27 protein-coding genes and 1 other annotated feature are annotated in these 25444 nt (G+C 39.0%); of the genes, 18 read left to right on the plus strand and 9 right to left on the minus strand.

Annotated elements, in window-relative coordinates; all coding sequences use genetic code 11:
- Nucleotides 1-2: 2 nt before the first annotated feature.
- Both opp4C and AC0VYC_RS05625 read left to right on the plus strand, forming a co-directional pair.
- Complete coding sequence (gene opp4C, locus AC0VYC_RS05620) at nucleotides 3-902, plus strand: oligopeptide ABC transporter permease (protein ID WP_335350224.1); 900 nt, start codon at nucleotides 3-5, stop codon at nucleotides 900-902.
- A gap of 165 nt (nucleotides 903-1067) precedes the next feature.
- Nucleotides 1068-1820: a YjbA family protein gene (locus AC0VYC_RS05625; RefSeq protein WP_025207150.1), complete on the plus strand. Its 753-nt coding sequence runs from the start codon at nucleotides 1068-1070 to the stop codon at nucleotides 1818-1820.
- Between the two features lie 35 nt (nucleotides 1821-1855).
- Here AC0VYC_RS05625 and trpS read toward each other — a convergent pair whose 3' ends face one another.
- Together trpS and AC0VYC_RS05635 are read right to left on the minus strand one after the other, a co-directional pair.
- On the minus strand, nucleotides 1856-2851 hold the full coding sequence (gene trpS, locus AC0VYC_RS05630) for a tryptophan--tRNA ligase (RefSeq protein ID WP_008348488.1): 996 nt from the start codon (nucleotides 2849-2851) through the stop codon (nucleotides 1856-1858).
- Nucleotides 2852-2904: 53 nt separating this feature from the next.
- Nucleotides 2905-3123, minus strand: a binding site (T-box leader).
- A 44-nt stretch (nucleotides 3124-3167) separates the two neighbouring features.
- Nucleotides 3168-3431 (minus strand): DUF3899 domain-containing protein, encoded by a 264-nt coding sequence (locus tag AC0VYC_RS05635; protein ID WP_223255625.1) that lies wholly within the window; start codon nucleotides 3429-3431, stop codon nucleotides 3168-3170.
- Between the two features lie 449 nt (nucleotides 3432-3880).
- Here AC0VYC_RS05635 and AC0VYC_RS05640 point away from each other — a divergent pair, with 449 nt between their 5' ends.
- The 8 genes from AC0VYC_RS05640 (at nucleotide 3881) to spxA (ending at nucleotide 11301) form a co-directional block, all read left to right on the plus strand.
- The gene (locus tag AC0VYC_RS05640; RefSeq protein WP_475389650.1) at nucleotides 3881-5539 is read left to right on the plus strand and encodes a peptide ABC transporter substrate-binding protein; all 1659 of its coding nucleotides are present in this window, start codon (nucleotides 3881-3883) and stop codon (nucleotides 5537-5539) included.
- 109 nt (nucleotides 5540-5648) lie between these two features.
- Nucleotides 5649-6578, plus strand: a complete 930-nt coding sequence (opp3b, locus tag AC0VYC_RS05645; RefSeq protein ID WP_035392438.1) for an oligopeptide ABC transporter permease — start codon at nucleotides 5649-5651, stop codon at nucleotides 6576-6578.
- Nucleotides 6578-7606 (plus strand): oligopeptide ABC transporter permease, encoded by a 1029-nt coding sequence (opp3C, locus tag AC0VYC_RS05650; protein WP_035392435.1) that lies wholly within the window; start codon nucleotides 6578-6580, stop codon nucleotides 7604-7606. Before opp3b ends, opp3C begins: the two co-directional genes overlap by 1 nt.
- 18 nt (nucleotides 7607-7624) lie before the next feature.
- Nucleotides 7625-8680 (plus strand): ABC transporter ATP-binding protein, encoded by a 1056-nt coding sequence (locus tag AC0VYC_RS05655; RefSeq protein WP_475389651.1) that lies wholly within the window; start codon nucleotides 7625-7627, stop codon nucleotides 8678-8680.
- Nucleotides 8677-9603, plus strand: a complete 927-nt coding sequence (locus AC0VYC_RS05660) for an ABC transporter ATP-binding protein (RefSeq protein WP_035392432.1) — start codon at nucleotides 8677-8679, stop codon at nucleotides 9601-9603. Before AC0VYC_RS05655 ends, AC0VYC_RS05660 begins: the two co-directional genes overlap by 4 nt.
- A 105-nt stretch (nucleotides 9604-9708) precedes the next feature.
- Nucleotides 9709-9996, plus strand: a complete 288-nt coding sequence (locus tag AC0VYC_RS05665; RefSeq protein ID WP_475389654.1) for a hypothetical protein — start codon at nucleotides 9709-9711, stop codon at nucleotides 9994-9996.
- 137 nt (nucleotides 9997-10133) lie between these two features.
- On the plus strand, nucleotides 10134-10712 hold the full coding sequence (locus tag AC0VYC_RS05670) for a GNAT family N-acetyltransferase (RefSeq protein WP_144678922.1): 579 nt from the start codon (nucleotides 10134-10136) through the stop codon (nucleotides 10710-10712).
- Nucleotides 10713-10905: 193 nt separating this feature from the next.
- The gene (spxA, locus tag AC0VYC_RS05675) at nucleotides 10906-11301 is read left to right on the plus strand and encodes a transcriptional regulator SpxA (protein ID WP_003211421.1); all 396 of its coding nucleotides are present in this window, start codon (nucleotides 10906-10908) and stop codon (nucleotides 11299-11301) included.
- Between the two features lie 40 nt (nucleotides 11302-11341).
- Here spxA and AC0VYC_RS05680 read toward each other — a convergent pair whose 3' ends face one another.
- Nucleotides 11342-12007, minus strand: a complete 666-nt coding sequence (locus AC0VYC_RS05680; RefSeq protein ID WP_007499010.1) for a TerC family protein — start codon at nucleotides 12005-12007, stop codon at nucleotides 11342-11344.
- Between the two features lie 264 nt (nucleotides 12008-12271).
- Between AC0VYC_RS05680 and mecA the strand changes: the two genes are divergently transcribed.
- From mecA to pepF, 4 genes are all read left to right on the plus strand, one after another.
- The gene (gene mecA, locus AC0VYC_RS05685; RefSeq protein WP_008348474.1) at nucleotides 12272-12937 is read left to right on the plus strand and encodes an adaptor protein MecA; all 666 of its coding nucleotides are present in this window, start codon (nucleotides 12272-12274) and stop codon (nucleotides 12935-12937) included.
- 85 nt (nucleotides 12938-13022) lie between these two features.
- Complete coding sequence (cls, locus tag AC0VYC_RS05690) at nucleotides 13023-14543, plus strand: cardiolipin synthase (RefSeq protein WP_008348473.1); 1521 nt, start codon at nucleotides 13023-13025, stop codon at nucleotides 14541-14543.
- Nucleotides 14544-14705: 162 nt separating this feature from the next.
- Nucleotides 14706-15866 carry a competence protein CoiA gene (locus tag AC0VYC_RS05695; protein WP_138278393.1) on the plus strand — a complete coding sequence of 387 codons (1161 nt, stop codon included), beginning with the start codon at nucleotides 14706-14708 and terminating at the stop codon, nucleotides 15864-15866.
- Nucleotides 15867-16080: 214 nt separating this feature from the next.
- Complete coding sequence (pepF, locus tag AC0VYC_RS05700; RefSeq protein WP_282706805.1) at nucleotides 16081-17907, plus strand: oligoendopeptidase F; 1827 nt, start codon at nucleotides 16081-16083, stop codon at nucleotides 17905-17907.
- A gap of 216 nt (nucleotides 17908-18123) precedes the next feature.
- Here the strand turns inward: pepF and AC0VYC_RS05705 are convergent, their stop codons facing one another.
- The 5 genes from AC0VYC_RS05705 to AC0VYC_RS05725 all read right to left on the minus strand — a co-directional run bounded on the left by AC0VYC_RS05705 (nucleotide 18124) and on the right by AC0VYC_RS05725 (nucleotide 21542).
- Entirely contained in the window at nucleotides 18124-18297 is a 174-nt protein-coding gene (locus AC0VYC_RS05705) for a hypothetical protein (protein WP_475389656.1), read from the minus strand.
- A gap of 295 nt (nucleotides 18298-18592) precedes the next feature.
- A complete protein-coding gene (locus tag AC0VYC_RS05710) occupies nucleotides 18593-19504 on the minus strand; it encodes a ClpXP adapter SpxH family protein (protein WP_335350208.1) in 912 nt (303 codons plus the stop codon).
- The gene (locus AC0VYC_RS05715) at nucleotides 19501-19899 is read right to left on the minus strand and encodes a globin domain-containing protein (RefSeq protein ID WP_007499001.1); all 399 of its coding nucleotides are present in this window, start codon (nucleotides 19897-19899) and stop codon (nucleotides 19501-19503) included. The genes AC0VYC_RS05710 and AC0VYC_RS05715 overlap by 4 nt, the downstream gene beginning before the upstream one ends.
- 277 nt (nucleotides 19900-20176) lie before the next feature.
- Nucleotides 20177-20941: a lytic transglycosylase domain-containing protein gene (locus tag AC0VYC_RS05720; protein ID WP_008348461.1), complete on the minus strand. Its 765-nt coding sequence runs from the start codon at nucleotides 20939-20941 to the stop codon at nucleotides 20177-20179.
- Between the two features lie 25 nt (nucleotides 20942-20966).
- On the minus strand, nucleotides 20967-21542 hold the full coding sequence (locus AC0VYC_RS05725; RefSeq protein WP_203144248.1) for a CYTH domain-containing protein: 576 nt from the start codon (nucleotides 21540-21542) through the stop codon (nucleotides 20967-20969).
- A 217-nt stretch (nucleotides 21543-21759) separates the two neighbouring features.
- On the opposite strand from AC0VYC_RS05725, the gene AC0VYC_RS05730 reads away from it, so the two are divergent.
- The 4 genes from AC0VYC_RS05730 (at nucleotide 21760) to AC0VYC_RS05745 (ending at nucleotide 24565) form a co-directional block, all read left to right on the plus strand.
- Complete coding sequence (locus AC0VYC_RS05730) at nucleotides 21760-22125, plus strand: UPF0738 family protein (protein ID WP_008348459.1); 366 nt, start codon at nucleotides 21760-21762, stop codon at nucleotides 22123-22125.
- Between the two features lie 33 nt (nucleotides 22126-22158).
- Nucleotides 22159-22788, plus strand: a complete 630-nt coding sequence (yjbM, locus tag AC0VYC_RS05735) for a GTP diphosphokinase (RefSeq protein WP_008348457.1) — start codon at nucleotides 22159-22161, stop codon at nucleotides 22786-22788.
- A gap of 65 nt (nucleotides 22789-22853) precedes the next feature.
- Nucleotides 22854-23654 carry an NAD kinase gene (locus AC0VYC_RS05740; protein ID WP_008355343.1) on the plus strand — a complete coding sequence of 267 codons (801 nt, stop codon included), beginning with the start codon at nucleotides 22854-22856 and terminating at the stop codon, nucleotides 23652-23654.
- Between the two features lie 17 nt (nucleotides 23655-23671).
- Complete coding sequence (locus tag AC0VYC_RS05745; RefSeq protein WP_178897242.1) at nucleotides 23672-24565, plus strand: RluA family pseudouridine synthase; 894 nt, start codon at nucleotides 23672-23674, stop codon at nucleotides 24563-24565.
- Nucleotides 24566-24605: 40 nt separating this feature from the next.
- On the opposite strand, the gene prpE is transcribed toward AC0VYC_RS05745, so the two are convergent.
- Nucleotides 24606-25349, minus strand: a complete 744-nt coding sequence (gene prpE / locus AC0VYC_RS05750; RefSeq protein WP_017359667.1) for a bis(5'-nucleosyl)-tetraphosphatase PrpE — start codon at nucleotides 25347-25349, stop codon at nucleotides 24606-24608.
- Nucleotides 25350-25444 lie beyond the last annotated feature (95 nt).

Below are 25444 nucleotides of genomic sequence, written 5' to 3' on the forward strand. Positions count from 1 at the left end.
ATATGGGAACACCTCCAGTTGATCTCAAATTAAAAGAAGGCCTTCCGCCAAAACCAGAGACGATGCTTCGTTTATTTTGCGAGAAATTTTTCAAAAATAAATTGGCGGTTGCCGGCTCCGCTATTTTATTGGTCATTATCTTTTCCGCTATTTTCGCTCCGGTGATCGCACCTTACGCACCGGAACAGCAAGACTTGTTGAAACGGCTACAGCCTCCAAGTGCAGAGCATTTTATGGGAACCGACAAGTTTGGTCGAGATATTTTTTCAAGGGTGCTATACGGAGCGAGGGTGTCTCTATTAGTTGGCTTTGTCTCAGTAGTCGGAGCCATCACCATTGGTACCGTCATTGGGGCGGTAGCGGGATACTTTAAAGGCTTTGTTGATTCTGTGCTCATGAGAATGGTGGATGTCGTATTGTCTATTCCAGATATTTTTCTCTTGATCACGCTAGTGACAATTTTTAAACCGGGTATTGATAAATTGATTTTAATCTTTGCGCTGACTGGCTGGACAACAACTGCTAGACTGATCCGTAGTGAATTCTTGTCACTTCGCACAAGAGAATTCGTACTCGCAGCAAGAACGATCGGAACGAAAAACCATGTCATCATCTTTTCGCATATTTTACCGAACTGTATCGGCCCTATCATTGTGTCTGCTACATTGAAAGTCGGTTCTGTTATTTTAGCTGAGTCGACACTTAGCTATCTAGGGTTCGGCATCCAGCCTCCAACGGCGAGCTGGGGAAACATGCTTCAAGATGCACAAAATTTCTCCATAATGGTGCAAGCATGGTGGTATCCACTGTTCCCAGGTTTACTGATTCTACTTACCGTTTTATGCTTTAACTTCTTAGGTGATGGACTGAGAGATGCCCTTGATCCTAAAAATCTAAAATAAGGTTCTGCTTATAGAAGATCGTGAAAGGACTCTGTGAGACGTTCTCCTTTTCCCAGGAAATAAAGCCGTCCTTCCGTCAGGGCGAAGTTTTAATAAAGTTGGAATAATTTCTCTATCCCTTGCCCATACTGTGGACAACAGTTTTTAAAAAGTGAGGGATTGGTTATGTTATTTCTTCATGACGTATGGGTGAATTGGTTTGAAGGGGAAGAGAATGGCTATAATGTGTGTCATTTTCATGAGTGGCGCAAGGAGGACAGCGTGGAGCTGTTAGATCAAGTACCTTTACTCAAGGTGCAGAGTCCTTTGTTTGATTACATAGAGAATGATCTATCAGAGCTGCCAAAGACGCTGCTAGAGACTGTATTTGAGAAATCATATATTCGAAAAAATCATGAACGCCGTAAATTAGAGTATTGCTTTGTGGTTACGGACGGGATTAGAATCATCGCTGTGGATACGATTGGTTATTCCATCCCTGTGAGAAAGAGCCGATTGATTCCAAGACAGGAGCAATTGGTCTATGAAATGGTGAAAGATGTGAAGGCAGAGGAGTATGAATTCACGCCGGACAGCCTTGAATCGACGAAAGAATATCACATCCTATCATTACCACCGCAGCATATCAGCGGATTAACGAGAAAAGAAAGACAGCTGAAGCAGCTGATGTTTATGGCGCTAGATCAACTAAAGGGGCTTCAAAACCGAGCAGAAATTGCCTATTGGTATACAGAATGGAATCCGCGCATGTACAACCAGATCAAACGAATGTCTTTCGAGGAAATTTGGAACATGCTTTATAACGAAACCATTGATGGATGGTCAGAAAACCATTTAGCCTTTTGTGAAAAAATGATTAAAGGACAGCCATTTTTTGAAAAACTTTGGGAAATGGAAAACGAATCAAAAGTGAATTAGAAAAAGCTTGCAGCTGAATATGCTGCAAGCTTGTTTTATTTGCGTTTCCGGCCAAGACCCATTGCATTCTCCATTTTTTTCAGCATTTTATTTGCCGCACGGTTTGCCTTTTCAGCACCCTCATCTAAAATGCGATCAAGCTCATCTGACTCAATGAGTTCATAATAGCGATCTTGAATTGGTTTTAACGCATCCACGACCACGTTCGCAAGATCTCCCTTAAATTCACCATAACCTTTGCCTTCGTATTTTTGTTCAAGCTCTGCAATCGATACGTTCCCTAATACAGAATAAATCGTCAGCAAGTTGGCAATTCCAGGTTTGTTTTCTTTGTCATATTTGACGATGCCTTCTGAATCAGTCACAGCACTTTTGATTTTCTTTTCAAGCTGTTTTGGCTCATCTAATAAGGTAATGAAAGATTTTTGGTTCGGATCAGATTTGCTCATCTTTTTCGTTGGGTCTGTTAAAGACATAATCCGAGCGCCTTCTTTTGGAATTTTGACTTCAGGTACAGTAAAGATGTCGTTATACTTTCGGTTAAAGCGTTCAGCAAGCGTTCTCGTTAATTCAAGATGCTGCTTTTGATCTTCTCCTACAGGAACTAAGTCCGTACCGTATAACAAAATATCGCCAGCCATTAATGGCGGATACGTTAATAGTCCTGAAACGACTGCTTCCTTACCAGCAGATTTGTCCTTAAATTGAGTCATTCTTTCTAATTCCCCAATATAAGCGACACATTGCAGCATCCATCCTGCCTGGGCGTGGGCAGGTACCTCTGATTGGATAAACAATGTTGCCTTCTCTGGATCAAGTCCCACTGCCAAATAAAGAGCGGCTAAGCTTCTAATATTTTGTCGAAGGGCTAAACGATCCTGACTGACCGTAATGGCATGCTGATCGACCACACAAAAGTAGCCGTTGTAATCATGCTGAAGATCGACAAATTGTTTCATCGCTCCAATGTAGTTCCCCAATGTCACAGAACCGCTAGGCTGTATGCCTGAGAAAATCGTCTTTTTTGTCATACTAAAACCTCTTTTCTTCAATATAAAAAGGCCCACCCATCACTTTTCAACAGAAAAGGGACGAATGAACCGTGGTACCACCCTTGTTATTTCAATACGAAATCACTCAAGACGTTGATATCGGAGACTGCTCCGTCTAAGCCTACTGACTCTATCAAGTGTTCGGTTAGCTGCTCCAAAGCCCATTCCATACATGCCATTATCTGCTTGCACCGACCGCAGACTCTCTGTAAATGGTGAATATATGTACTCTTCTTTTTCATCGCAAAAATGTAATTTCATTCATTATAAATAAGCAAAAATCAAAAGTCAAAACTTACATATAATAAATCAAGAGCAATATTAACATTTCAATGAGTAAACTCAAACCTAATGTTCTTAAGGTTGAAAAGTTACTTTGAAAAGATGATGATAAATGTTTGTTTAAACTGTCATCAACATGGTCCTTTTGCTTATTTAAAGAATCAAACACCTTTCGGAAGCTGTAAGATATTTGATCAAAAAATCCACTTTTTAAAGTGATGAACGATAACCACACTAGCAAAGTGCCAGAAGCTAAATAAAATGTGATGTTAATCATGCTTAAGAAAGATATGTGCCCATAAAAGAGGAAGCTTAAAATGAAAACAAGGCCATTAGAACTAAGTAAAAGAATAAAAAATCTAATAACAATCACTCCTGCGCATTAAAACTTTACTGTACTAAAATAGCAATAAAAACGTTTAATTCAAGACTTTCACTATATAAGAAAAACGAAACAAGGAACGAAGCTGTTGTTTTAATCAATTTCTTGATATCAGTTTACAATGAATCATGAAGATTGCCAATTGTATAGACAGGATTACTTCTGATTAGGTATTTAAGATCACGAAATCTCAGAAAAATAACCAAATTATTTCAATTTTTTAATAAAAATATTAAAAAACAGTGGAAATATGAAAATTTTCTTAAAAAAATGAATGCACAATTACTTATTTGCTAGTATAATAGTTCCTGTAGTTCATTTATGAAGGGGAGGTCAACAACTAGATGAAAAAGTCTAAATTTTCACTGCTTTTAGTTTTTTTATTGGTGCTGACTATTTTTGTATCTGCATGTTCAGGTAAACAAAGTAGCGACAAGGGCACTGCATCCAAAGATTCAAAACAAGAGGCTACAATTTTAGAATCACAGGAAATGCCTGCAATGGATACAATCCAAGCGAGTGATACAATCAGCTTTACGACTATGAATAACGTGTTTGAAGGTTTGTATCGTTTCAACGATAAAGAAGAATTAGTGCCTGGTATGGCTGATGGAGAACCAGTTGCTAACAAAGATAAAACAGTTTACAACATCAAAATTAAAGATGCAAAATGGTCTAATGGTGACCCAGTTAAAGCTCAAGACTTCGTATATGCATGGCAACGTGCTTTAGATCCAGAACAAAAGTCTGAGTATGGCCCATATATGATGGTTGGTAAAATTAAGAATGCTGATAAAGTTTACAACAAAAAAGCAAAGCCTGAGGAACTAGGAATTAAAGCTGTAAGCGATAAAGAACTGCAAATTACACTTGAAAAACCAATTCCTTACTTCCAATCTCTGCTTTCATTCCCAACATTCTATCCAGTGAATGAAAAATTCGTTAAAGAACAAGGTGACAAATATGCGAAGACTGCAAAGAACCTTGTATACAACGGCCCATATGAACTTTCTTCTTGGGATGGACCACAAGCAACTACTTGGGAATACAAAAAGAATGAAGAATATTGGGACAAAAAGAACGTCTCTATGACAAAACTTACTTTTAAAGTATCTAAAGATCCACAAGCAGCTGTTAACGCATTTGAAGCGGGAGAAGCTGATATTACACCTAAATTATCAACACCTGCCATCATCTCTCAATACGAAGGTGATAAGCGGATGAAAAGATTACTAGAACCTACTGTGTTCTGGTTGAAAATGAACCAAGGAAATAAATCTTTAAAGAATGAAAACGTTCGTCGTGCAATTGCAACGGCAATTGATAAAGAAGCGTTTGTAAATGATGTATTGCAGAATGGTTCAGTTGCTGCATACTATCAAATTCCAAAAGATTTCGTACATGATGAAAGCGGAAAAGACTTCCGTGATGGAATGCCTAAATACTTAGAAACTAATAAAGATGAAGCGAAAAAGCTTTTTGAAAAAGGGTTGAAAGAATTAGGAACGTCTAAAGTAACGCTTAATTACTTAGGTGATGATTCTGAGACAGCTAAAACAATCGGTGCTTTCATTAAAGATCAGCTCGAGAAAACTTTACCTGGCTTAGATATCAATATTCAAAGTGTTCCTTTCGCTACTCGTATTGATCGTGATAAGAAAGAGGATTACGATCTTCAGATGGCTGGATGGGGTCCAGATTACCTTGATCCGATCACGTTCTCTGACTTGTTCATCACAGGTGGCGGAAACAACCACATGGGTTACTCAGATAAAAAATATGATCAGTTGTTAAAAGATGCATCTGGCAAATTAGCTGCTAAACCTGAAGAACGCTGGAAAGCTTTACAAGAAGCTGAAAAAGTATTATTACAAGATGACGCAGCACTTTTACCAATTTATCAGAGAGCAACTAACTATCTGATTAATAACAAAGTAAAAGGATTTGTCATTCACAAAGTTGGACCTGAATTCAGCTACAAATGGATGAAAATTGAAGGATAATTAACAATCTTATAGAAAAGAGAGTGTATTCTCTGAATATACTCTCTTTTTCACTGAGAGAAATATGTCGAAATATACAGAAAAGTCAGTTTTATCAGGAGGTGCAAGTATGCTGAAATACTTAATCAGACGGGTTGCCTACATGGTTGTTACCCTCTTCATCATTGTTTCAATCACTTTTTTCTTAATGAAACTTATTCCGGGTTCTCCTTTTGTTAATGCGCAAAAGTTATCAGAAGCTCAACAAGCTGTACTTAATGCAAAATATGGACTAGATCAGCCAATTCCTGTTCAATATTTTCATTACATGATTAATACATTCACTGGGGATTTAGGTGTTTCATTCCAATTCAACAATACCTCCGTAACAGAACTTCTTTCATATCGAGTAGGACCATCTGCTGTCCTAGGCCTTCAAGCGATTATTTTAGGAACGATTGTTGGTATCTTTTTGGGAGTAGTTGGAGCTTTAAGACAGAACACATGGGTGGATTACTCTGCTACTTTCTTGGCAGTTATCGGTAAATCAATTCCGAGTTTTGTATTCGCTGGATTACTTCAGTACTATATTGCGGTGAAATTGGGGTTATTACCAACTCAATTTTGGAATGGGTTTGAATATACAATTTTACCTACTATAGCGTTAGCAATGTTCCCTATCTCCATTTGTGCTCGTTTTATGAGAACAGAAATGGTTGAAGTACTTGAGACAGATTACATTTTACTTGCAAAAGCAAAAGGAGCAGGCTATTTTGAGATCGCATTTAAACATGCAATGAGAAATGCTTTAATACCTGTTGTCACAGTACTTGGTCCATTGACTGTTAGTTTAATGACGGGATCACTAGTAATAGAAAAAATCTTCTCAATTCCTGGAATTGGTGAGCAGTTTGTTAAAGCCATTACAGTAAACGACTACCCAGTCATCATGGGTACAACTATCTTATTTGCCGTTCTTTTTGTAGTGGTTGTATTTATTGTCGATATTCTATATGGAATTATCGATCCTAGAATTCGTGTAGCGGGAGGTAACAAATAATGAAACAGCAAGAAGAAAATATTGATAAAAGTCTGTTTGAACCCGCTGGTGTTGATACATTATCTGCTGAAAAAATTGAAAAACCAAGTCTAAATTATTGGCAAGACGCATGGCTTAGAATTAAAAAGAATAAAGCCGCTGTTGTTAGTATGGTGATTTTATTTTTAATTGTATTCATGGCGCTCGTCGGACCATTAATTAGTGGCAAAGACTTTAGTACTCAAACAACGTCTGAAGCGAACTTACCGCCGCGAATCCAAGGGTTAGAGCATGTTAGTTTCTTACCTTTTACTGGTGAAAGAACACTAAAAAATGGTGATGTGGTCAATCCATATGAACAAAAAGGGATTGAACATTACTACTGGTTCGGTACCGATAATCTTGGGAGAGATCTATTTACACGTGTGTGGAAAGGAACTCAAATCTCACTGCTTATTGCTGTTGTTGCAGCTGTGATCGATTTAATTATTGGTGTTGCCTACGGCGCTATTTCTGGTTATTTCGGTGGGAAAATTGATAATGCGATGCAGCGGATTTTGGAAGTTCTAATGGGGATTCCAAACTTAATCGTTGTCATATTAATGATTCTCGTCTTAAAACCAGGGATTATTCCAATTATTATTGCACTAAGTATTACCGGGTGGATCAGTATGGCTAGGGTCGTGCGTGCTCAAGTCATGAAGCTGAAAGAACAGGAATATGTACTAGCCGCTAGAACTTTGGGATTAAGTAACTTTAAAATTATCTTTAAGCACATGTTGCCAAACTTAACAGGTGTGATGATTATTAATACAATGTTCACTATTCCTAGTGCGATCTTCTTTGAAGCTTTCTTAAGCTTTATTGGATTAGGTCTGCAAGAGCCGCAAGCTTCACTAGGGACATTAATTGAAGATGGGTTTAAATCAATGATCGCTTTCCCATATCAGATGGTTTATCCAGCAATTATCATTAGTGTTATCATGATCGTCTTTAACCTTGTTGCCGACGGTGTGAGAGATGCACTTGATCCAAAAATGAAAGATTAGTACGGGGCGGTGATGTTGATGAATAAACAAGAAACGATTTTAAAAGTAAATGACTTAAATATTTCATTCCACACATTTGCTGGCGAAGTTAAGGCAATTCGAGGTGTGAATTTTGAATTGAAAAAAGGTGAGACGCTTGCCATTGTTGGAGAATCAGGCTCTGGTAAATCGGTAACTTCTAAATCAATCATGGGTCTGCTTCCTAAATCTAACTCCGAAGTGAAAAAAGGAGAGATTTTGTTTCAAGGTAAAAACCTAACAAAACTTTCTGACAAACAGATGCAGAAAATAAGAGGGAAAGATATTGCCATGGTCTTTCAAGATCCAATGACATCTTTGAATCCGACAATGACAATTGGCAAACAAATTATAGAACCCATCTTAAAACATCAAAATGCAAGTAAAGAAGAAGCTAAAAAAAGAGCACTTGAGCTTTTGAGTCTTGTAGGTATTCCGAAACCGGAACAGAGGTTCAAGCAATACCCTCATCAATTTTCTGGTGGGATGCGACAAAGGGTTGTCGTTGCAATAGCTCTTGCTTGTAATCCGAAAATTTTAATTGCAGATGAGCCAACTACTGCTTTAGATGTAACCATTCAAGCCCAAATCTTAGAACTGATGAAAGATCTTCAAAAGAAGATTGAAACATCTATCATCTTTATCACACATGATTTAGGGGTCGTTGCGAATGTAGCAGATCGTGTAGCGGTTATGTATGGTGGTCAAATTGTTGAAATTGGCACCGTAGATGAGATCTTCTATAACCCAAAACATCCATATACTTGGGGATTACTGAGCTCTATGCCAAGTCTTGATGCAAAAGAGGAGAAATTGTTTGCCATTCCAGGCACGCCGCCTGATTTGCTGAATCCTCCAAAAGGAGACCCGTTTGCGGCTAGAAATCAATTTGCAATGAAAATTGATTTTGAACAGCAGCCGCCTTTATATCAAGTATCAGAAACTCATTTTGCAGCTACATGGCTTTTACATCCTAATGCGCCAAAAGTAGAACCTCCTGAATCAATTAAGCAAAGAATGCGACAATTTAATGCGCAAAAAGGGGGATCACATTGAGTGAAAAAGATGTTATTTTACAAGTGAAAAATCTTAAGCAATATTTTAATGTGGGTAAACCTAATGAAGTAAAAGCTGTTGATGATGTCAGCTTTGACATTTATAGAGGTGAAACATTGGGTCTTGTAGGTGAATCTGGTTGCGGGAAATCCACTACTGGGAGAACCATCATTCGTCTATATAATGCAACAGGTGGCGAAGTTATTTTTAACGGGCAGAATGTGCATGATAAAAAATCAACAACAGATCTTAAACAATTTAACCGAAAAATGCAAATGATCTTTCAGGACCCATATGCCTCCCTCAATCCAAGAATGAAAGTTGTGGATATTATTGCAGAGGGTATCGATATTCATGGTCTTGCAAAATCAGCACAAGCACGTAAAGACCGTGTGTATCAATTGCTTGAAACGGTTGGCTTGAATAAAGAGCATGCGAATAGATACCCGCATGAATTCTCAGGCGGTCAAAGGCAGCGTATTGGGATTGCTCGTGCGTTAGCTGTTGAGCCGGATTTCATCATTGCCGATGAGCCAATCTCTGCACTAGATGTGTCGATCCAAGCGCAGGTCGTTAACTTAATGAAAGAACTGCAAGAAGAAAAGGGCTTAACGTATTTATTCATTGCCCATGACCTTTCCATGGTGAAATATATCAGCGATCGTATCGGCGTGATGTATTTTGGGAAATTGGTTGAGTTGGCACCAGCGAATGAATTATATGAAAACCCGCTTCATCCATATACAAAATCATTACTATCTGCGATTCCGCTTCCAGATCCTGATTATGAGCGTAACCGCAAACGGATTAAATACGATCCATCTGTTCATAAAGGAACAAATACGGAATTTCGTGAAGTTAAGCCAGGTCACTTTGTCAGCTGTACTGAGGAAGAATTCAAAGAGATCAAAGCAAAACAATAAGAACAGAGAAGAAGCACTGCGATATCAGTGCTTCTTTTTTTATTTTACAAAAAAACAAGTTGATGGTAATTTTTATGTAAAGTGAGTAAACCAGGAGGAAATGAAATGTTGTTATGGAAGACGTTTCGCTATTCATGTCTTCACTTTTTTATCGTCACGATGCTTTTTTCAATATCTTTTTTAACGGAACCAAATGGAGGAAAGTGGATGATCGCATTTTTAGTGCTCATTTGCATCATTTCGTTTTCGGTTGAATTTGCTGTGTATCGGCGCACGAATAAACAGAAGGAAGAAGTCCGGCGTATGAAGTACCTTTATTTCATCATGTTTCATATTGCCATGACACTTCTTTTGTTTACTTGCTTTCAAATGCTCATGAATCGTTCGATATAAAACTTTTTTGCTTTCTCTTGAAAAAAAGTGAAACCACCAATGGCATTGCTGCGTCTTACTAGTACAGGCGTTTAAATAGCAGGAAATCGGGAATAGATAAGGAAGTGGTTCTTAACTACATCATAAGGAGCGGATCCATGAATTGGTATGAAAAGCTCAGTGAATACTTCCCGATAGAAGAAATGAAGTCAAAAGAGCATATGGAAGCTTTATTAAAGGAAAGAAGTGATATTTATCATAAAGAAGAAGGGCCTCATCATGTGATGATGTACGCTGAATTTGATTCTTTCATCTTTATTGATTATTTATTTGTTTCCAAGGATGCAAGAGGTGAAGGCCTCGGCTCAAAGCTCATTCATAAGCTGAAGGAAAAAAGAAAACCGATCTTGCTTGAGGTCGAGCCTGTAGATGAAGATGATGCAGATACTGCAAAACGCCTAAAGTTTTATCAGAGAGAGCACTTCAAGCATGCTGAATCAATTGGTTATAAACGCAGGTCACTTGCAACGAATGAAGTGAACCGCATGGAAATTCTTTATTGGTCGCCTCGTACAGATAATGAGGAAGAAATGATGGAGGCCATGAGAAAGACGTACGAAAGAATCCATACGTATAAAGACGAAGAATGGTATGGACAATCGTATGAGGATGTTGATGATGTGCTGAAACTCATTGAAAATAGAAAACAAAAAAATATTTTCGATCATCTCGACTAAATGAGAATGTTCAGACTTCAAACATCAGCACAAAAAGAATGAAATTGTCTAGTTTTTGTCACAAAAATTGCAAGAAAATCTGTTCACACTTACTTTTTTATAGTATAATCACTATAAAGATTACTTATTTAGAACAATTTTAATTTAAGAATACAGATCAATATTCATTCTACAAATTGAGGAGTGAAGATTTATGGTAACATTATACACATCACCAAGCTGTACATCATGTAGAAAAGCAAGAGCGTGGTTAGAAGAGCACAATATTCCATACCAAGAGAGAAATATCTTTTCTGAGCCTCTTTCAATCGATGAAATCAAAGAGATTCTTCGTATGACGGAAGATGGTACAGATGAAATTATCTCAACACGTTCTAAAGTATTCCAAAAACTAAATGTAAATGTTGAGACAATGCCGCTTCAACAATTGTATAAACTAATCAATGAGCACCCTGGTCTTCTAAGACGTCCAATTATTTTGGATGAAAAAAGACTGCAAGTTGGGTACAACGAAGATGAAATTAGACGTTTCCTTCCTAGAACGGTTCGTACATTCCAACTTCGAGAAGCTCAGCGACTTGCTAACTAATAGACAACACGAAAAGCTGCCGATCATTTGGCAGCTTTTTTTATTTATTTTCAGCCGTTTGTTCGTAAAAGAGACTGGCTAAAATAACGGTTGCGACGGTTAAAAAAGGAAGCAACAATTCAAGTGTTGTATGCTGCGCCATAAATTCATTCAGTTTTACATCACGGACAATCATTTCTCCGCCAGTAAAAGCTAAAAGGGCACTCCCTCCGTATAAGAGAATCGGAAACTTGGTTAGTGCTGCATGAATCAGCTTACTCCCCCAAATAATAATCGGAACTGAAATCATTAAGCCAAAGGCAGTGAGCACCATGTTCCCCTTAGCTGCCCCTGCAACAGCGATCACATTATCAAGTGACATAAAAAGATCTGCAATCACGATGGTCTGAACAGCACGCCAAAGGGAGCCGCTGCTTTTAATCCGAATGGATTCTTTCTTTTGTTCAATTAACAAATTGTATCCTATATAAAGGAGAAAGAGACCGCCGATAAATTGCAAATAGGGGATGGTCAATAAATAAACGGCAGCACCAGTCATGGTGATTCTCATCAGCACTGCCAAAAGTGTGCCGATCCATATGGCTTTGTTTCGTTTTTCATTTGATAAGCTTCGACTGGCCATCGCAATGATTAATGCATTATCTCCGCCTAATATGAGGTCTATGCCAATAATCATCAGTAAGGATACGATCCACTCTGTTTCCATCCAGTTCACCTCATTTCACTAAAATAGCTCGTACAACCAATATATGAGGACAATTCAAATATATGTTTCTGCAAGTTTTCTCTGCAAAAAATGCGTTTTTATTTCTTTTATTCATGTTTTATCATAAAATAGACAGTACACAGCAATACCTCATTTCTTTAAATGGTTAACATGTAGACGGAACGGGTAAAGTGTAGTAAAGTACTATTAATTGGGAGCTTGTATGTCCCTTCAACATCTTATATAGAAGGGAAGGTTGGCAAAATGGAAATCGAAAGAATAAATGAACATACAGTCAAATTTTATATTTCCTACGGTGATATTGAAGATCGCGGTTTTGACCGTGAAGAGATTTGGTATAATCGTGAGCGCAGTGAAGAGCTGTTCTGGGAAGTGATGGACGAAGTGCACGAAGAAGAAGAATTTGCAGTAGAGGGACCACTTTGGATTCAAGTACAGGCACTTGATAAAGGTCTTGAAATTGTCGTGACAAAAGCCCAACTTTCTAAAGATGGACAAAAGCTCGAATTGCCGATTCCAGAAGATAAAAAAGATCAAACAGATGAAGAAAGTTTAGATGCTCTGCTTGATGATTTTCATAAAGAAGAGCAAGATCAAGAAGATCATAATGAGAAGGACAAAAAACTTCAACTTCAGTTCGTATTGAAAATGGATGACTTTGAAGATTTGATTGCACTTTCTCAATTAAATATGCAGGATTTTACGACAAGTTTATATTCGTTTGAAAACCGTTATTATCTATATGTTGACTTCCACGAGGATTTGTCAGATGAGCAGGTGGAGAATAAGCTTAGTATTCTGCTTGAATATGCTCATGAATCAGTGGTCAGCATCTACAGACTGCAAGAATACGGTCAGCTGATTGTCAAAGAGAATGCGCTTGAAACGATTCAACAGCACTTCTCGTAACAACCAAAAGTCGATTTCTATAGAGGAATCGACTTTTTTATCTGAATGAAAAAGTAAATAAAGTGATCGGCAAGGAGAAAATGAAATGAGAAATGTAGTCAAAGTTCTATTTTTTCTTATCATTACGATAGGTGCTTATTTGATTATCCAAATTTTTGCCGGTGATCTAGCGGTAAGTGTATTAAGTTCCGTCAGTGTTCTATTCACTTTATCGATTATCTTCATCGGGTTTGTCATTTTCTTAGAAAACAGAAATCCCTCTCAAACGATTACGTGGCTTGTGCTGCTTGGGAGCTTTCCGCTTTTCGGGTTTTTGTTTTATATTTTCTTTGGACGCAATATTAAAAAGCGCAGACTTTTTGAAAAGAAAGCGGTACTGGATGAACAGCTTGTCCAGGAAGATGAACGTATCCACAGAGAAGCAATTGAAAAAATGACTCATATGGGTGACCATCAGCAGCTCTTATTTAAGCTGGCCCACAGACTTGGACATACCCCTATTACGTATCGCACATCCTCTAAAGTTCTGACCAATGGAGAAGAAACGTTCTCTCATATTTTTGAAGAGATCAAAAAAGCAACACATCACATTCATCTAGAATATTATATTCTCCGTCATGATGATCTGGGACAAGAATTAAAGGACATTTTAATCGAGAAAGCAAAAAGTGGTGTGATTGTCCGCTTTTTATATGATGATGTAGGCAGCCTAAAACTCTCCCGTCAATATATTGCTGACTTAGAAAAGGCTGGCGTGCAGATCGTTCCGTTTTTACCAGTGAGACTGCCCTTATTAAATAATAAAATCAATTTCCGAAATCACCGGAAAATCGTGGTGATTGATGGAGAAGTAGGATTTGTCGGCGGACTTAACATTGGGGACGAATATATGGGCAGAAGCAGACAATATGGATTTTGGCGTGATACCCACCTGATGATTAAAGGTGAGGCCGTTCGTGATTTGCAGCAGATTTTTATGCAGGATTGGTATTACATGACCAATGAAAGATGCTCGGGTGTGGATTATTTTAAAGATTTCAGCCATATGGAGAGTCGAGCAGAAGGCGTACAAATGATTGCGGGTGGTCCTGATAAACAGTGGGAAGTCATTAAAAATCTTTTTTTCTCCATGATTATCTCCGCCAAAAAATCAATTTGGATTGCTTCACCATATTTTGTACCTGATGATGATATTTTGTCCGCACTGAAAATTGCTGCATTGAGCGGAGTCGATGTGCGAATCATTGCGCCGAAAAATCCAGATAAACGCATCGTATTTCATGCGTCCCGTTCATACTTCCCCGAACTTTTAGAAGCAGGTGCGAAGGTATACGAATATGATCAAGGCTTTATGCATAGCAAGTTTATCATTGTGGATAGTGAGCTAGCATCAATTGGTACAGCAAATATGGATATGAGAAGTTTTCATCTGAACTTTGAAGTGAATGCTTTCCTCTATAAAACAAAAAGCACAGAGAAGCTGGTCAACGATTTCTTAGGTGATTTAGAGCAGTCGCATGAAATTGTTCCAGAAGAATTTGCGAAGAGACCTTTGAGGGTGAGGCTGTTTGAATCAACGGCAAGATTATTATCACCACTTTTATAAAAATTGTATTTTCCCCCTTTTCTAAAAGGGGGATTTTTGATTTTACTAAGGGTAAGCAGGTTGAAATCGTGTTTTGACACGGTAAAAGTTCATTTTCGATATTCGCTTTCTTGTGAGAGAAAAAGCTATAATACGGTCATCAAAGAGCAAGGGGCGAAATATATGAATGCAGCGATCATGGAGAATGGCAAGCTGGTTCGCATCACACAACATCTGACTAAAAGGCGGCTAGAGCATGTAAGAGCTACGTGCAAATTTTACTGTCCTGAATGTAGGCAGGAGGTTCTATTAAAGCTAGGTGAGCATCGTGTCCATCATTTTGCACATAAACAGCTCTCGGCATGTCCATTAGCGTCCACCGGTGAAACAGCTTATCATCAGGCAGGGAAAATGGCTCTTAAGGATTGGCTCACGCAGCTTGGATATGAGCCGTTACTAGAGAAATATGTTTCAAACATTCAGCAGCGCCCTGATGTGACCGTTGCTATAGAAAATAAAAGCTATGCCATCGAATTTCAATGTGCAAATATTTCGTGGAAAGAGCTACATAAACGAACGGAAGGTCTCCAAGCTGCGGGGCTCTATCCTATATGGATCATAGGGGCGAATCGTTTAAAACGAATGGCTGGCCAGCTCTTTTCATTCTCCTCCATTCATTGGGGAATTTTAAGGCAGTCAAAGAATAGGAGACTCATTTTTTATTGTCCGATCCAAAATAGATTCATCCACCTGGATCAACTTCTCGTGTTTCAGCCAACGAAAATATGTGCCTCAATGACCGTTAGACCGCCTTCAGCTTATCGCCAACTACCAGCACTCTTATCTGTTTCCTCGAGCAATCATCAATTGTATAAAGAGTGGCTCAAGTGTATTCGGCAATTTAGGGAGCGGCCACCCCGCATTTTAGCAAATGAAAGCAAGCGTTTAAGAACCATTTTTTATGAGCATCATCAAACAGCATGGCCATTTCTACCGACAGAATTATTTATCCCCCTGACAGAAGCATATATCTTTTCAAGCCCTGTTTATGTGTGGCAAGGATGTCTTTATGATTGGATGGTTAGAAAGGGAAAAGAACAAGTGACCATTCATCTTCTTTTAAAAGAAATTGAGCGATGTGTCCAGAATAAAGAAGTGAAGCTCCGATATACCAATGTCACAATAGAAGAAATCAAAGGGGTGATCATTTCATATGTACGGGCGCTTGTGAATCTAGGGTTTTTATACATGACGAAAGAGGGTAATTATCAAGTAACGTCGAATCAAAAGCCTATACGAACAGCAGATGAAGCGATAAAACGAGATGCTTTCTTATTTCATTAGCATGTTTCATGCCCACTTTGATCATGATAAGAAAAAGGTGGTGCTGCTATTGAATAGAAAGAAACGCTTTTTTCTCATTTTTTTAGTTTGTTTGGTATTTATTTCTGCATATGATTTGACAAATATAGTTCAAAACAAAGAAGATAAATACAACACCAATTTCTTTCACTTTCCGAAAGGTTGGTTCAACACAACTCATGCAAGGGGGATTCATATGACTTCACAAAATAACAACAATCATTTACCAGACAGAAGCGAAGTAAAAGAAGAAAACAAATGGCGCCTTGAAGATATTTTTGAAAGTGTCGATTCTTGGAATAAGGAATTCGAAGCTGTAAAAAAAGAAATTCCGAAGCTCGCCCAATTTAAAGGCAAGCTGGCCCATTCTGCTGATGTCTTGTATGAAGCCCTAACATTTCAGGATCAACTTTCTGAAAAACTTGGCAAGCTTTATACATATGCGCATATGAAATACGATGAAGATACAACAAATTCATCATTTCAGGCTTTAAATGATAAAGCATCCAATTTATTTACACAGCTGTCTAGTACATCTGCCTATATTGTTCCGGAAATTTTATCTATTCAAGAAGATAAGCTGCAGCAATTTATTTTGGAAAAAGAAGAATTAAAACTTTATTCTCACGCTCTCGAAGAAATTAACAAAGAGCGTCCGCATATTTTAAGTGAGGAGCAAGAAGCTTTATTAGCTGAAGCCTCTGAACCTTTATCAACATCATCCACTACGTTTAGTATGTTTAATAATGCAGATATTTCATTCCCTTCTGTTAAGGATGAAAATGGAGAAGAAAAGAAAATTACTCATGGCAACTTCATTACCTTTTTAAACAGTGATGATCGTGAAGTGAGAAAGAATGCTTTTAAAGCCGTTTATAAAACGTATGATCAATATAAGAATACTTTGGCGTCTACACTCAGCGGCTCGATTAAAAAGGATAATTTTTATGCGAAAGTACGTCATTACAAATCTGCAAGAGAAGCAGCGTTATCACGCAACAGTATTCCTGAAGAAGTGTATGACAATCTAATTGATACAGTTCATCAATATTTACCGTTATTACACCGCTACATTGAATTGCGTAAAAAGGTATTAAAGCTTGATGAAGTGCACAATTATGACTTGTATACACCATTAGTAAAAGATGCTGGCATGAAGCTGACCTATGATGAAGCAAAGGATTATATGCTGAAAGGGTTAGCGCCATTAGGAGAAGAATATGTTTCGGTATTAAAAGAGGGACTCGAAAATCGCTGGGTAGACGTTTATGAGAATAAAGGGAAACGAAGCGGTGCGTATTCTTCTGGAAGCTATGGTACGAATCCTTATATCTTAATGAACTGGCAAAATAATATTGATAATTTATTTACACTGGCTCATGAATTTGGTCACTCTGTTCATAGCTACTATACAAGAAAGCATCAGCCATATCCGTACGGAAACTACAGCATTTTTGTAGCGGAAGTAGCTTCTACAACAAATGAAGCATTACTAGGTGAATACTTACTCAATCATTTAGAGGACAAAAAGCAGCGCTTGTATGTGCTCAATCACTTGTTAGAAGGATTTAGAGGGACGGTATTCAGACAAACGATGTTTGCAGAGTTCGAGCATCTGATTCATGTGAAAGCGCAAGAAGGGGAGGCATTAACGCCAGAGTTTATGACGAACCTGTATTACGACCTTAATAAGAAGTATTTTGGCGACGGTATGGTTGTGGATAAGGAAATCGGATTAGAATGGACGCGAATTCCGCATTTCTATTACAACTATTATGTGTATCAATATGCGACAGGCTATAGTGCGGCACAGGCATTAAGTAAACAAATTTTAGAAGAAGGGAAACCTGCGGTGGAACGCTATACAGACTTCCTTAAAGCAGGAAGCTCTGACTATCCAATCAACGTGCTGAAAAAAGCTGGTGTAGATATGGCATCTAAAGAACCAATTGAGGCAGCATGTCAATTGTTTGAAGAAAAATTAAAGGAAATGGAAGAGCTCATCTCAAAGACTGGTGAGTAACGAGAAGACTTCTGTCAGATGTGTGAGTGCAAACTCACCTTTTGGCAGGAGTTTTTTCTTGAAATAAAAAGACCAGATTGTTGACAAAGGGCTAAAATGAACTTGATTTTAGCCCTTTGACTTCTTTTTAGCGTGATAGAAAACCTTTGCAGGACTGACACCGAATGCGAGGGTTTGCCTACACGCTAGACCTCGTCTATATGAACGAGGTTTGTATTACGCTTTAAATCCTTTGAAGGTTTTTCGGTGATTCATTCGATAGAGTGTAAAGAGAATGGAAGCGAATAGGAGTGGAGATGTCAGGTGAAGAGGCAGCATCTTCATTAAGCCTAATATATTTAAACAGAAACATAAGCCAATGGCAACAAGTCCAATGGTTGTGCTGCGCATGCAGATCCCCCATTTTTTTGTTACTTTCACTATATGAAAGTGACAGTCCTCTTATGTTTTGTGACAAAAATATGAACATATAGTATATCGGTTGTCATAAGTCGACAAAATTTGATATACTACAGATGTGAAATTAATCACATACAAACATTACCCCTTTGTTTGACCGTGAAAAATTTCTCCCATCCCCTTTGTTGTCGTTAAGACATAGTGAAACCGCGCTTATCCCGGCGCGGTTTCTTCGTACTTATAAATAGAACAAGTGTTCTTTTGGGGGTGAAGAAAAAAACATGGGTCAGCACCCATGTTCATTCTCACAGCGGTAGACATCAAGATCTGAATGATTGTCTCCTTCTGTATAACGCCAAAACATTTCCTGATGTACTTGTACACGTTCTACCTTTTTAGCGAATGCGAGCTTTTTCATCTCGCGTTCAACTTCTTCAAGGGTCAGGTCATATACAACGGCAATTTCTTTTGCTGATGCAAATTGAAAGTAAGCGATAAACCATTCAATTGGCGGTCGTTCTGAAGGTGTTGGTTTTTCGCCAATCATTTCAAAGAGAATTTCCTCGTAAATATCATAAGAATATGCACCTGAAATCTTTAATCCTTCTTCACCATTTATCGTATTAAAAAAGGTGAAAGTGGGAAGCTCAGACACATCCATTTCAGCTGCGATTTTCATATCACATTGGAGCGCTTTGACAGCACTTTGAGAATGGATATCTCGCTGGAACTCTTCAATGTCCAGTCCAGCCGTTTTTGCATTTTCTAGCAAGACTTGTTCACTGGTGACGTCCTGCTGATGGCAAAAAAGCGATTCTTGAATGAGTCGTAAAAATTTCATTCCGCATTTTCTGCCCTGAAGTTCAGCTGCTTTTAATGCAAGAGAGGCGAGATAAGGTGATGTCACAATTTGTTCAGACAGCATTTGTTCTTTTTTGGTCTGAGTTTTCGTGGCAAATTTCCCCCACGCTTCGGTTAGTAAATGTTTTTTTCGTTTCCGGTTCAAAGCATTAATACTAGAACTTGTAACCGTTCGTAAAGTGAAGAAACGGCCATATTTCATTTTCAACTTTTTAATTGATGGCTCTAATAACCAGCAGTCCGGGCTGAGAGGATCAATGAATACATAGATTTCAATCGGCTTTTGAGGATGTCCGTGACAATGTGAGAAATATTGCTCATGCGGATTGCAGCTCAAGATCGTCCGTCCTTTTCAGGTATTTGGTTGACCATGTGACGAGCCGTCAAAGACAGCCGCTCAAATAAAAAGTCACGAATATCGCCGGTTAGTCCTACTTGATCCATTGCATCCTCCATGCATTCAAGCCATGCGTCCGCCCGCTCCTCAGTAATCGGAAAAGGGAGATGTCTCGCCCGTAGCATTGGGTGACCATGCTCCTCAGTATAAAGCGGCGGTCCGCCTAAATATTGAGTTAAGAACTGTTTTTGTTTTCTTGCTGTTTCTTTTAAGTCATCCGGGAAAATAGGATGAAGCAAAGGATGACACTTTACATTTTCATAAAAAGTATCAACAAGTTGCGATAGAAGTTCCTCTCCAACCGCTTCGTAAGGTGCGTTAAACGATTGTACCATGTTGACTACTCCTTTAACTCGTAGCTAATAGGATGGCTCACCCTATTGCGAATTTCATGTATTTCAAAAGTGATATTCAGTTTGTTCTATTTTGTTGTTTCTATTCTTGTATACTTATTTTAACAACCTCTACTCAATTCCACAAACAAACCGCTTTGGTCCTTTGGGAATAGTGAGGGAGACAGGGTCCGTGTTCAATTGACCATATCATAACACATTCAGTCAAAAAAGGGTGAAAAGCGACATACAAAAAACCGAAGAGGTTATTCTCTTCGGTTTAGGCGAAATATTGAGCTGTGATTTTCTTTACATAATTTTGTGTTTCTTTAAATGGAGGAATGCCTCCGTACTTATCTACATTCCCTGAGCCTGCGTTATAAGCGGCTAAGGCAAGTGAGACATTTCCATTATATTTTTGCAGCATTTGTTTTAAATACTTCGTTCCGCCTTCAATGTTTTGGGCTGCATCAAAGGCATTGTTCACGCCAAGTGATTTAGCAGTAGACGGCATAAGCTGCATCAGTCCAAGTGCACCAGCATGGCTGACAGCATTCGTGCGATAACCGGATTCTTGCTTGATCACTGCGTGGATCAGCTTTTCTGGAACTCCGTGCTTTTGAGCCATTTGTGAGACGATCTGATTAATCTCTTTTGATGAAGAGCCTGAAACAGCTTTTTGAAGCGGCGGTGTGTAGCTGTTATTTAAGACGTTTCCAATACCATTTGCGGTATTCAATTGGCTGTCATTTGCATAAAGAGACTGAGATTGAAGCTGTTCACTGCCTGCTATCGCAGATAAATATGGGTTCATGCGTGCATATTGCGTGTTCGGAGACGTTGATGGGTCCGATCCCATGAAAGCAGAAATGGAAAGCGGGAGACGAGATAATTCTGATCCGCCTAAAAAATCTTGCAACAGCGACTGGAATGAAGTCTCAGCGCTTGATTCTTGTCCAGCTGTGAGTTGTGTTTGTCCATTATCAGATTGTAACGTTTTGAGTGCTTGAAGCTGCATAAAGGATTGAAGTTGATTGACGTTCATCATGTTCCTCCTTCAAGGAATTCATCTATTCTTTTGTTTTCATTTTTTCTTCATAAAAACGTACGACTTTGTTTTTCGTGTGTCTTGGTGGGATCTGAAATTGCTGAAGCAATGCTGTGAAAGCGGCTTGTCCAATGTCTAAATCGCTCACTTCAAATTCAAGTTCATAGTCCTCTACTGTTAAATATCGGCTGTGATCCAAAACAATTAAGCCTTCTTTAATCATTTTTTCTGCTCTTGACGTTTCCAGTGAACCAAAATACACGGTTTGATCCTTTTGAATGTGAAGGTGTACTAATCTGTCTGCCACTTCACCTTCTGGCAGGTGGAAATGTTCAAGACTTGCGGGAGGATCGATCGTTTGGTGAGTTTCCAAAAGGCCGATCTCATGCGGTTCCTTTAATGTGAGGACCCACTGCCCGCCTTTTTCTCTCATTCGTAATGCAGCGAATTTGGATTTTATATCAAATTGAGGTGTATCAAAATAATAGTTGGTTTGAGTGTGGAAGTCCTCGTCCTTTAATTGAAAATATTCTTTTAGCTGTTCAAATTCTTCTTTCATTAATAATTGTTTTAGTTCTATCTCAATTTCCTGTGCCATTTTGACATCAACCTTTCATTTAGAGGAAATATGATTATTGTACATGAAAAGCTTCTTTTTTTCTTATTTATTCCTTAAAAAGAGACGTATATAGATGCTAAATGAGGCAAAATGAACAACGAAATGGAGAAATCAAATTTTCTCAAAAAGTTCGGTTTATCAATATTGAACTTGATATGATAAAATAAAGCTGTACTTTGTTGTAAAGGAGATCATGATGCAAAACAGAATTGAAATCACAGAAGCAACTTTAAAAGAAGACAGGCTGATCTTGACGGTCCAGTCAGATGAGCAAATTCAAAAAGCAAAAGCATCAGGACAAATGCTTGTTGATTCTGATCACTTTGCGTTCGTTTACATACTTGAGACTGAGGAGTCTTTTACGTATCTTATTTTAGGAGAACATACATGGGCTCCATTAAAAGAAGCAATGAATCGTGAAATCCCTGTCTATTTGGCGGCGGAAGAGCAAACGCTAGAACTCATTCAACTTCATCAGGAATTAAACTATTTAATCGACAATATTAAAGACAATGCCAATTACGGAGATATGGAAGAGAAAGTGAAGAGCACATTCCTCTGAAATAATTAGGTATTTGGAATTGGGGGAAGTTTCATGGACAAAAAACAATGGGATCAATTCCTCGCACCATATAAGCAAGCAGTCGAAGAATTAAAAGTGAAACTAAAAGGCATTCGAAAACTGTATGAATTTGAGGATGACCATTCACCAGTAGAATTTGTCACTGGCCGAGTGAAACCCGTTGCCAGCATATTGGAAAAGGCAAAGCGTAAAAACATCCCGATGCATGAGATTGAAACGATGCAGGATATTGCAGGGCTTCGCATTATGTGCCAATTTGTAGAAGATATACAAGTCGTCAAGAAAATGCTTCAGTCACGAAAAGACTTTGTGGTTGTAGATAAACGCGACTATATTGCAGAACATAAAGAAAGCGGATACCGATCGTACCACCTTGTTGTGTTATATCCGCTACAAACGATCAATGGAGAGAAGCAGCTCCTCGTCGAAATCCAAATCCGTACATTAGCCATGAATTTTTGGGCGACCATCGAGCATTCTCTGAATTATAAATATAGCGGGAATATCCCGGAGAAGGTCAAGCAGCGCCTTCAAAGAGCTTCTGAGGCAGCATCTCTTCTTGATGATGAGATGTCTGAAATCAGAGGGGAAATTCAAGAAGCGCAAGTGGCATTTTCCCGGAAAAAGAAAAACGATAGCTGAGCCTAAGCTTAATCAAATATGATGCTGCTTTCTCGTCGCAGCAAGGTGGAAAAGGAGAAGAATTCATGAAATTTGCAGTTTCTTCGAAAGGGAATTCTGTATCTGACACACTTAAAAATAAAATACAGACCTACTTATTGGATTTTGGAATGGAATTAAATGAAGAGGAACCCGATCTCGTCATTACAGTTGGCGGAGACGGAACCCTTTTATACGCTTTTCACCGGTATAGCAACCGTCTGAACGAAACCGCTTTTGTCGGCGTACATACAGGCCATCTTGGTTTTTATGCGGACTGGGTCCCGAGTGAAATTGAAAAGCTTGTGTTAGCCATTGCCAAAACGCCTTATCATATTGTGGAATATCCGATTCTTGAAGTCATCGTCAGGTACAACGATGGGGGCAGAGAAGAAAAATATTTAGCAATGAATGAATGTACGATTAAAAGTATGGAAGGTACACTTGTGGCAGATGTTGAGATTAGGGGTCAGCTTTTTGAAACATTCAGAGGAGACGGTCTTTGTTTGTCTACACCATCTGGCAGTACAGCCTATAATAAGGCACTTGGCGGGGCTATTATTCACCCATCCATTAGGGCGATCCAGCTGGCAGAAATGGCTTCAATCAACAACAGAGTGTTTAGAACGGTCGGTTCGCCGCTCATTTTGCCCGACCACCATACGTGTGTGATCAAACCGATTAATGATGTGGATTTTCAGGTGACGATAGATCATTTGTCGCTGCTGCATAAAGATGTGAAATCCATTCAATGCCGAGTGGCAGACGAGAATGTCCGGTTTGCCCGATTTAGACCATTTCCGTTTTGGAAAAGGGTGCAAGATTCCTTTATCGGCAAAGGAGAATAAGAAAGAGGTTGTTCTCGCTGGAATACTTTAAGATAAACAAAACCATATCAGCCAAAGAAGAAGGCAGGCTGCTGAAGGACTACTTAATCGATCTTGGCATTTCAAAACGAATGCTGACAGATATTAAATTTGATGGCGGTGATCTTCTGATTAATGGAGAGCATGTGACCGTGAGATATGAGCTGCGCGAGGGAGACAGGCTCACCATTTTATTTCCCGAGGAAAAAGTGAGTGAAGGGCTAAAACCTGCGGCCATTCCGCTTGATATTTTATTTGAGGACGAGCACGTGCTTGTGCTGAATAAAAAGCCGTATATCCCATCGATTCCTTCTCGAGAGCACCCTGAGTATAGTATTGCAAATGGGGTGCTTCACCATTATGCTGAGCAGTCCGTTCGGCTGACTGTCCACTTGGTGAACCGTCTTGATCGTGATACTTCTGGTGTCATGTTAGTCGCTAAACATCGCTTTGCACACAGCCTTTTATCAAAGGCGCAGAAAAAAGGGGAAGTCAAGCGAACGTATAGAGCCATTACACATGGCATGATCACGCAAAAGGAAGGAACAATTAGAGCAAAAATTGCTCGAAAAGGGGACAGCATTATTGAACGAATGGTGGATGAATCTGGTCAGGAAGCCGTAACACATTATACGGTGCGGGCGGTACATACTCATTTAGATATGTCTGATGTGTCCCTTACCCTTGAAACGGGAAGAACTCATCAAATTCGTGTTCACATGCAATTCCTTGGTCATCCGCTTGTTGGAGATACGCTATATGGTGGAACAAGCGAGAGAATAGGCAGGCAGGCACTTCATAGTGAAACCCTTGTTTTTCCGCATCCGATAACAGGGGAGTCCATGACCTTTTCGGCTCCTTTACCGGATGATATGACATTATTGCTTCAGTAAACAAGTAAACCCGGTCACCTGTCATGGTGGACTGGGTTTTTTATTGCGTGAAATGCTGAAATCTTGAATCGTCATATGGCATAGATGAAGGAACAGATACGGTCTCAAGCTCTGGATATCTAAGGGCAGAGAGCTTGTGGCCAAAGACGCAGCCTGTATCAATGTTAACCGTTCTACCGATGAATCTTGGTTCTTTTACGGGTGTATGCCCGTACACAATCCATGGTTTTCCGTGATATTCCTTCGCCCAGTCCTTCCTGACAGGTCGACCGTCTGGCCATGTTTCTCCGGTGACTGCTCCAAATAATAGATAAGACCTCATCTGTTTGTTCGGTTTTTTGCCAATATCCTTTTCCTTCATCGCTGCGTGTGCAATGATCAGTTCATTCGGAATCAGTACATCATAAAGCGGTGCCTTTTCAAATAAATGTTTAAATTCACGTGATAAAATGGTTTGTTCATCATGGGGCAGGTTTTTGATTTCGTTCACCGTTGTTTCAATGCCATGCAGTAATTTTACGGGATTTCCTTTCAAATAACGATACAGCTTAAAACAATGGTTACCAGGCACATAGCGGATTGCGCCCTTAGAATAGGCGTGTATGACAAATTGCATGACGGCAACTGATCGAGGGCCGCGGTCTGTTAAATCACCAACAAGGGCCAGTGTTCTCTTATCAGGGTGGACAGGTAGTCCATGTTTGAGTTCGTATCCTAGTTTGTGTATGAGGGTAAGCAGCTCTTCGTAGCAGCCGTGGATATCGCCGATGATATCGAATTTCATAAAGGTTCCTCCTGATTTTTTCATCCATTGATCGGATATAAAGAAGTTTGAATTTTAGAAAATATAACAAATGGCTTTCATTTATTTTGGGCAAT

Source organism: Bacillus sp. iso_77 (assembly GCF_056173625.1).

Bases quoted from the DNA above. Each gene is read 5' to 3' on its own strand.
- opp4C (WP_335350224.1), top strand. From the start codon at position 3: ATGGGAACACCTCCAGTTGATCTCAAATTAAAAGAAGGCCTTCCGCCA.
- AC0VYC_RS05625 (WP_025207150.1), top strand. From the start codon at position 1,068: ATGTTATTTCTTCATGACGTATGGGTGAATTGGTTTGAAGGGGAAGAG.
- trpS (WP_008348488.1), bottom strand. From the start codon at position 2,851: ATGACAAAAAAGACGATTTTCTCAGGCATACAGCCTAGCGGTTCTGTG.
- AC0VYC_RS05635 (WP_223255625.1), bottom strand. From the start codon at position 3,431: ATGATTAACATCACATTTTATTTAGCTTCTGGCACTTTGCTAGTGTGG.
- AC0VYC_RS05640 (WP_475389650.1), top strand. From the start codon at position 3,881: ATGAAAAAGTCTAAATTTTCACTGCTTTTAGTTTTTTTATTGGTGCTG.
- opp3b (WP_035392438.1), top strand. From the start codon at position 5,649: ATGCTGAAATACTTAATCAGACGGGTTGCCTACATGGTTGTTACCCTC.
- opp3C (WP_035392435.1), top strand. From the start codon at position 6,578: ATGAAACAGCAAGAAGAAAATATTGATAAAAGTCTGTTTGAACCCGCT.
- AC0VYC_RS05655 (WP_475389651.1), top strand. From the start codon at position 7,625: ATGAATAAACAAGAAACGATTTTAAAAGTAAATGACTTAAATATTTCA.
- AC0VYC_RS05665 (WP_475389654.1), top strand. From the start codon at position 9,709: ATGTTGTTATGGAAGACGTTTCGCTATTCATGTCTTCACTTTTTTATC.
- AC0VYC_RS05670 (WP_144678922.1), top strand. From the start codon at position 10,134: ATGAATTGGTATGAAAAGCTCAGTGAATACTTCCCGATAGAAGAAATG.
- spxA (WP_003211421.1), top strand. From the start codon at position 10,906: ATGGTAACATTATACACATCACCAAGCTGTACATCATGTAGAAAAGCA.
- AC0VYC_RS05680 (WP_007499010.1), bottom strand. From the start codon at position 12,007: ATGGAAACAGAGTGGATCGTATCCTTACTGATGATTATTGGCATAGAC.
- mecA (WP_008348474.1), top strand. From the start codon at position 12,272: ATGGAAATCGAAAGAATAAATGAACATACAGTCAAATTTTATATTTCC.
- cls (WP_008348473.1), top strand. From the start codon at position 13,023: ATGAGAAATGTAGTCAAAGTTCTATTTTTTCTTATCATTACGATAGGT.
- AC0VYC_RS05695 (WP_138278393.1), top strand. From the start codon at position 14,706: ATGAATGCAGCGATCATGGAGAATGGCAAGCTGGTTCGCATCACACAA.
- pepF (WP_282706805.1), top strand. From the start codon at position 16,081: ATGACTTCACAAAATAACAACAATCATTTACCAGACAGAAGCGAAGTA.
- AC0VYC_RS05705 (WP_475389656.1), bottom strand. From the start codon at position 18,297: ATGCGCAGCACAACCATTGGACTTGTTGCCATTGGCTTATGTTTCTGT.
- AC0VYC_RS05715 (WP_007499001.1), bottom strand. From the start codon at position 19,899: ATGGTACAATCGTTTAACGCACCTTACGAAGCGGTTGGAGAGGAACTT.
- AC0VYC_RS05720 (WP_008348461.1), bottom strand. From the start codon at position 20,941: ATGAACGTCAATCAACTTCAATCCTTTATGCAGCTTCAAGCACTCAAA.
- AC0VYC_RS05725 (WP_203144248.1), bottom strand. From the start codon at position 21,542: ATGGCACAGGAAATTGAGATAGAACTAAAACAATTATTAATGAAAGAA.
- AC0VYC_RS05730 (WP_008348459.1), top strand. From the start codon at position 21,760: ATGCAAAACAGAATTGAAATCACAGAAGCAACTTTAAAAGAAGACAGG.
- yjbM (WP_008348457.1), top strand. From the start codon at position 22,159: ATGGACAAAAAACAATGGGATCAATTCCTCGCACCATATAAGCAAGCA.
- AC0VYC_RS05740 (WP_008355343.1), top strand. From the start codon at position 22,854: ATGAAATTTGCAGTTTCTTCGAAAGGGAATTCTGTATCTGACACACTT.
- prpE (WP_017359667.1), bottom strand. From the start codon at position 25,349: ATGAAATTCGATATCATCGGCGATATCCACGGCTGCTACGAAGAGCTG.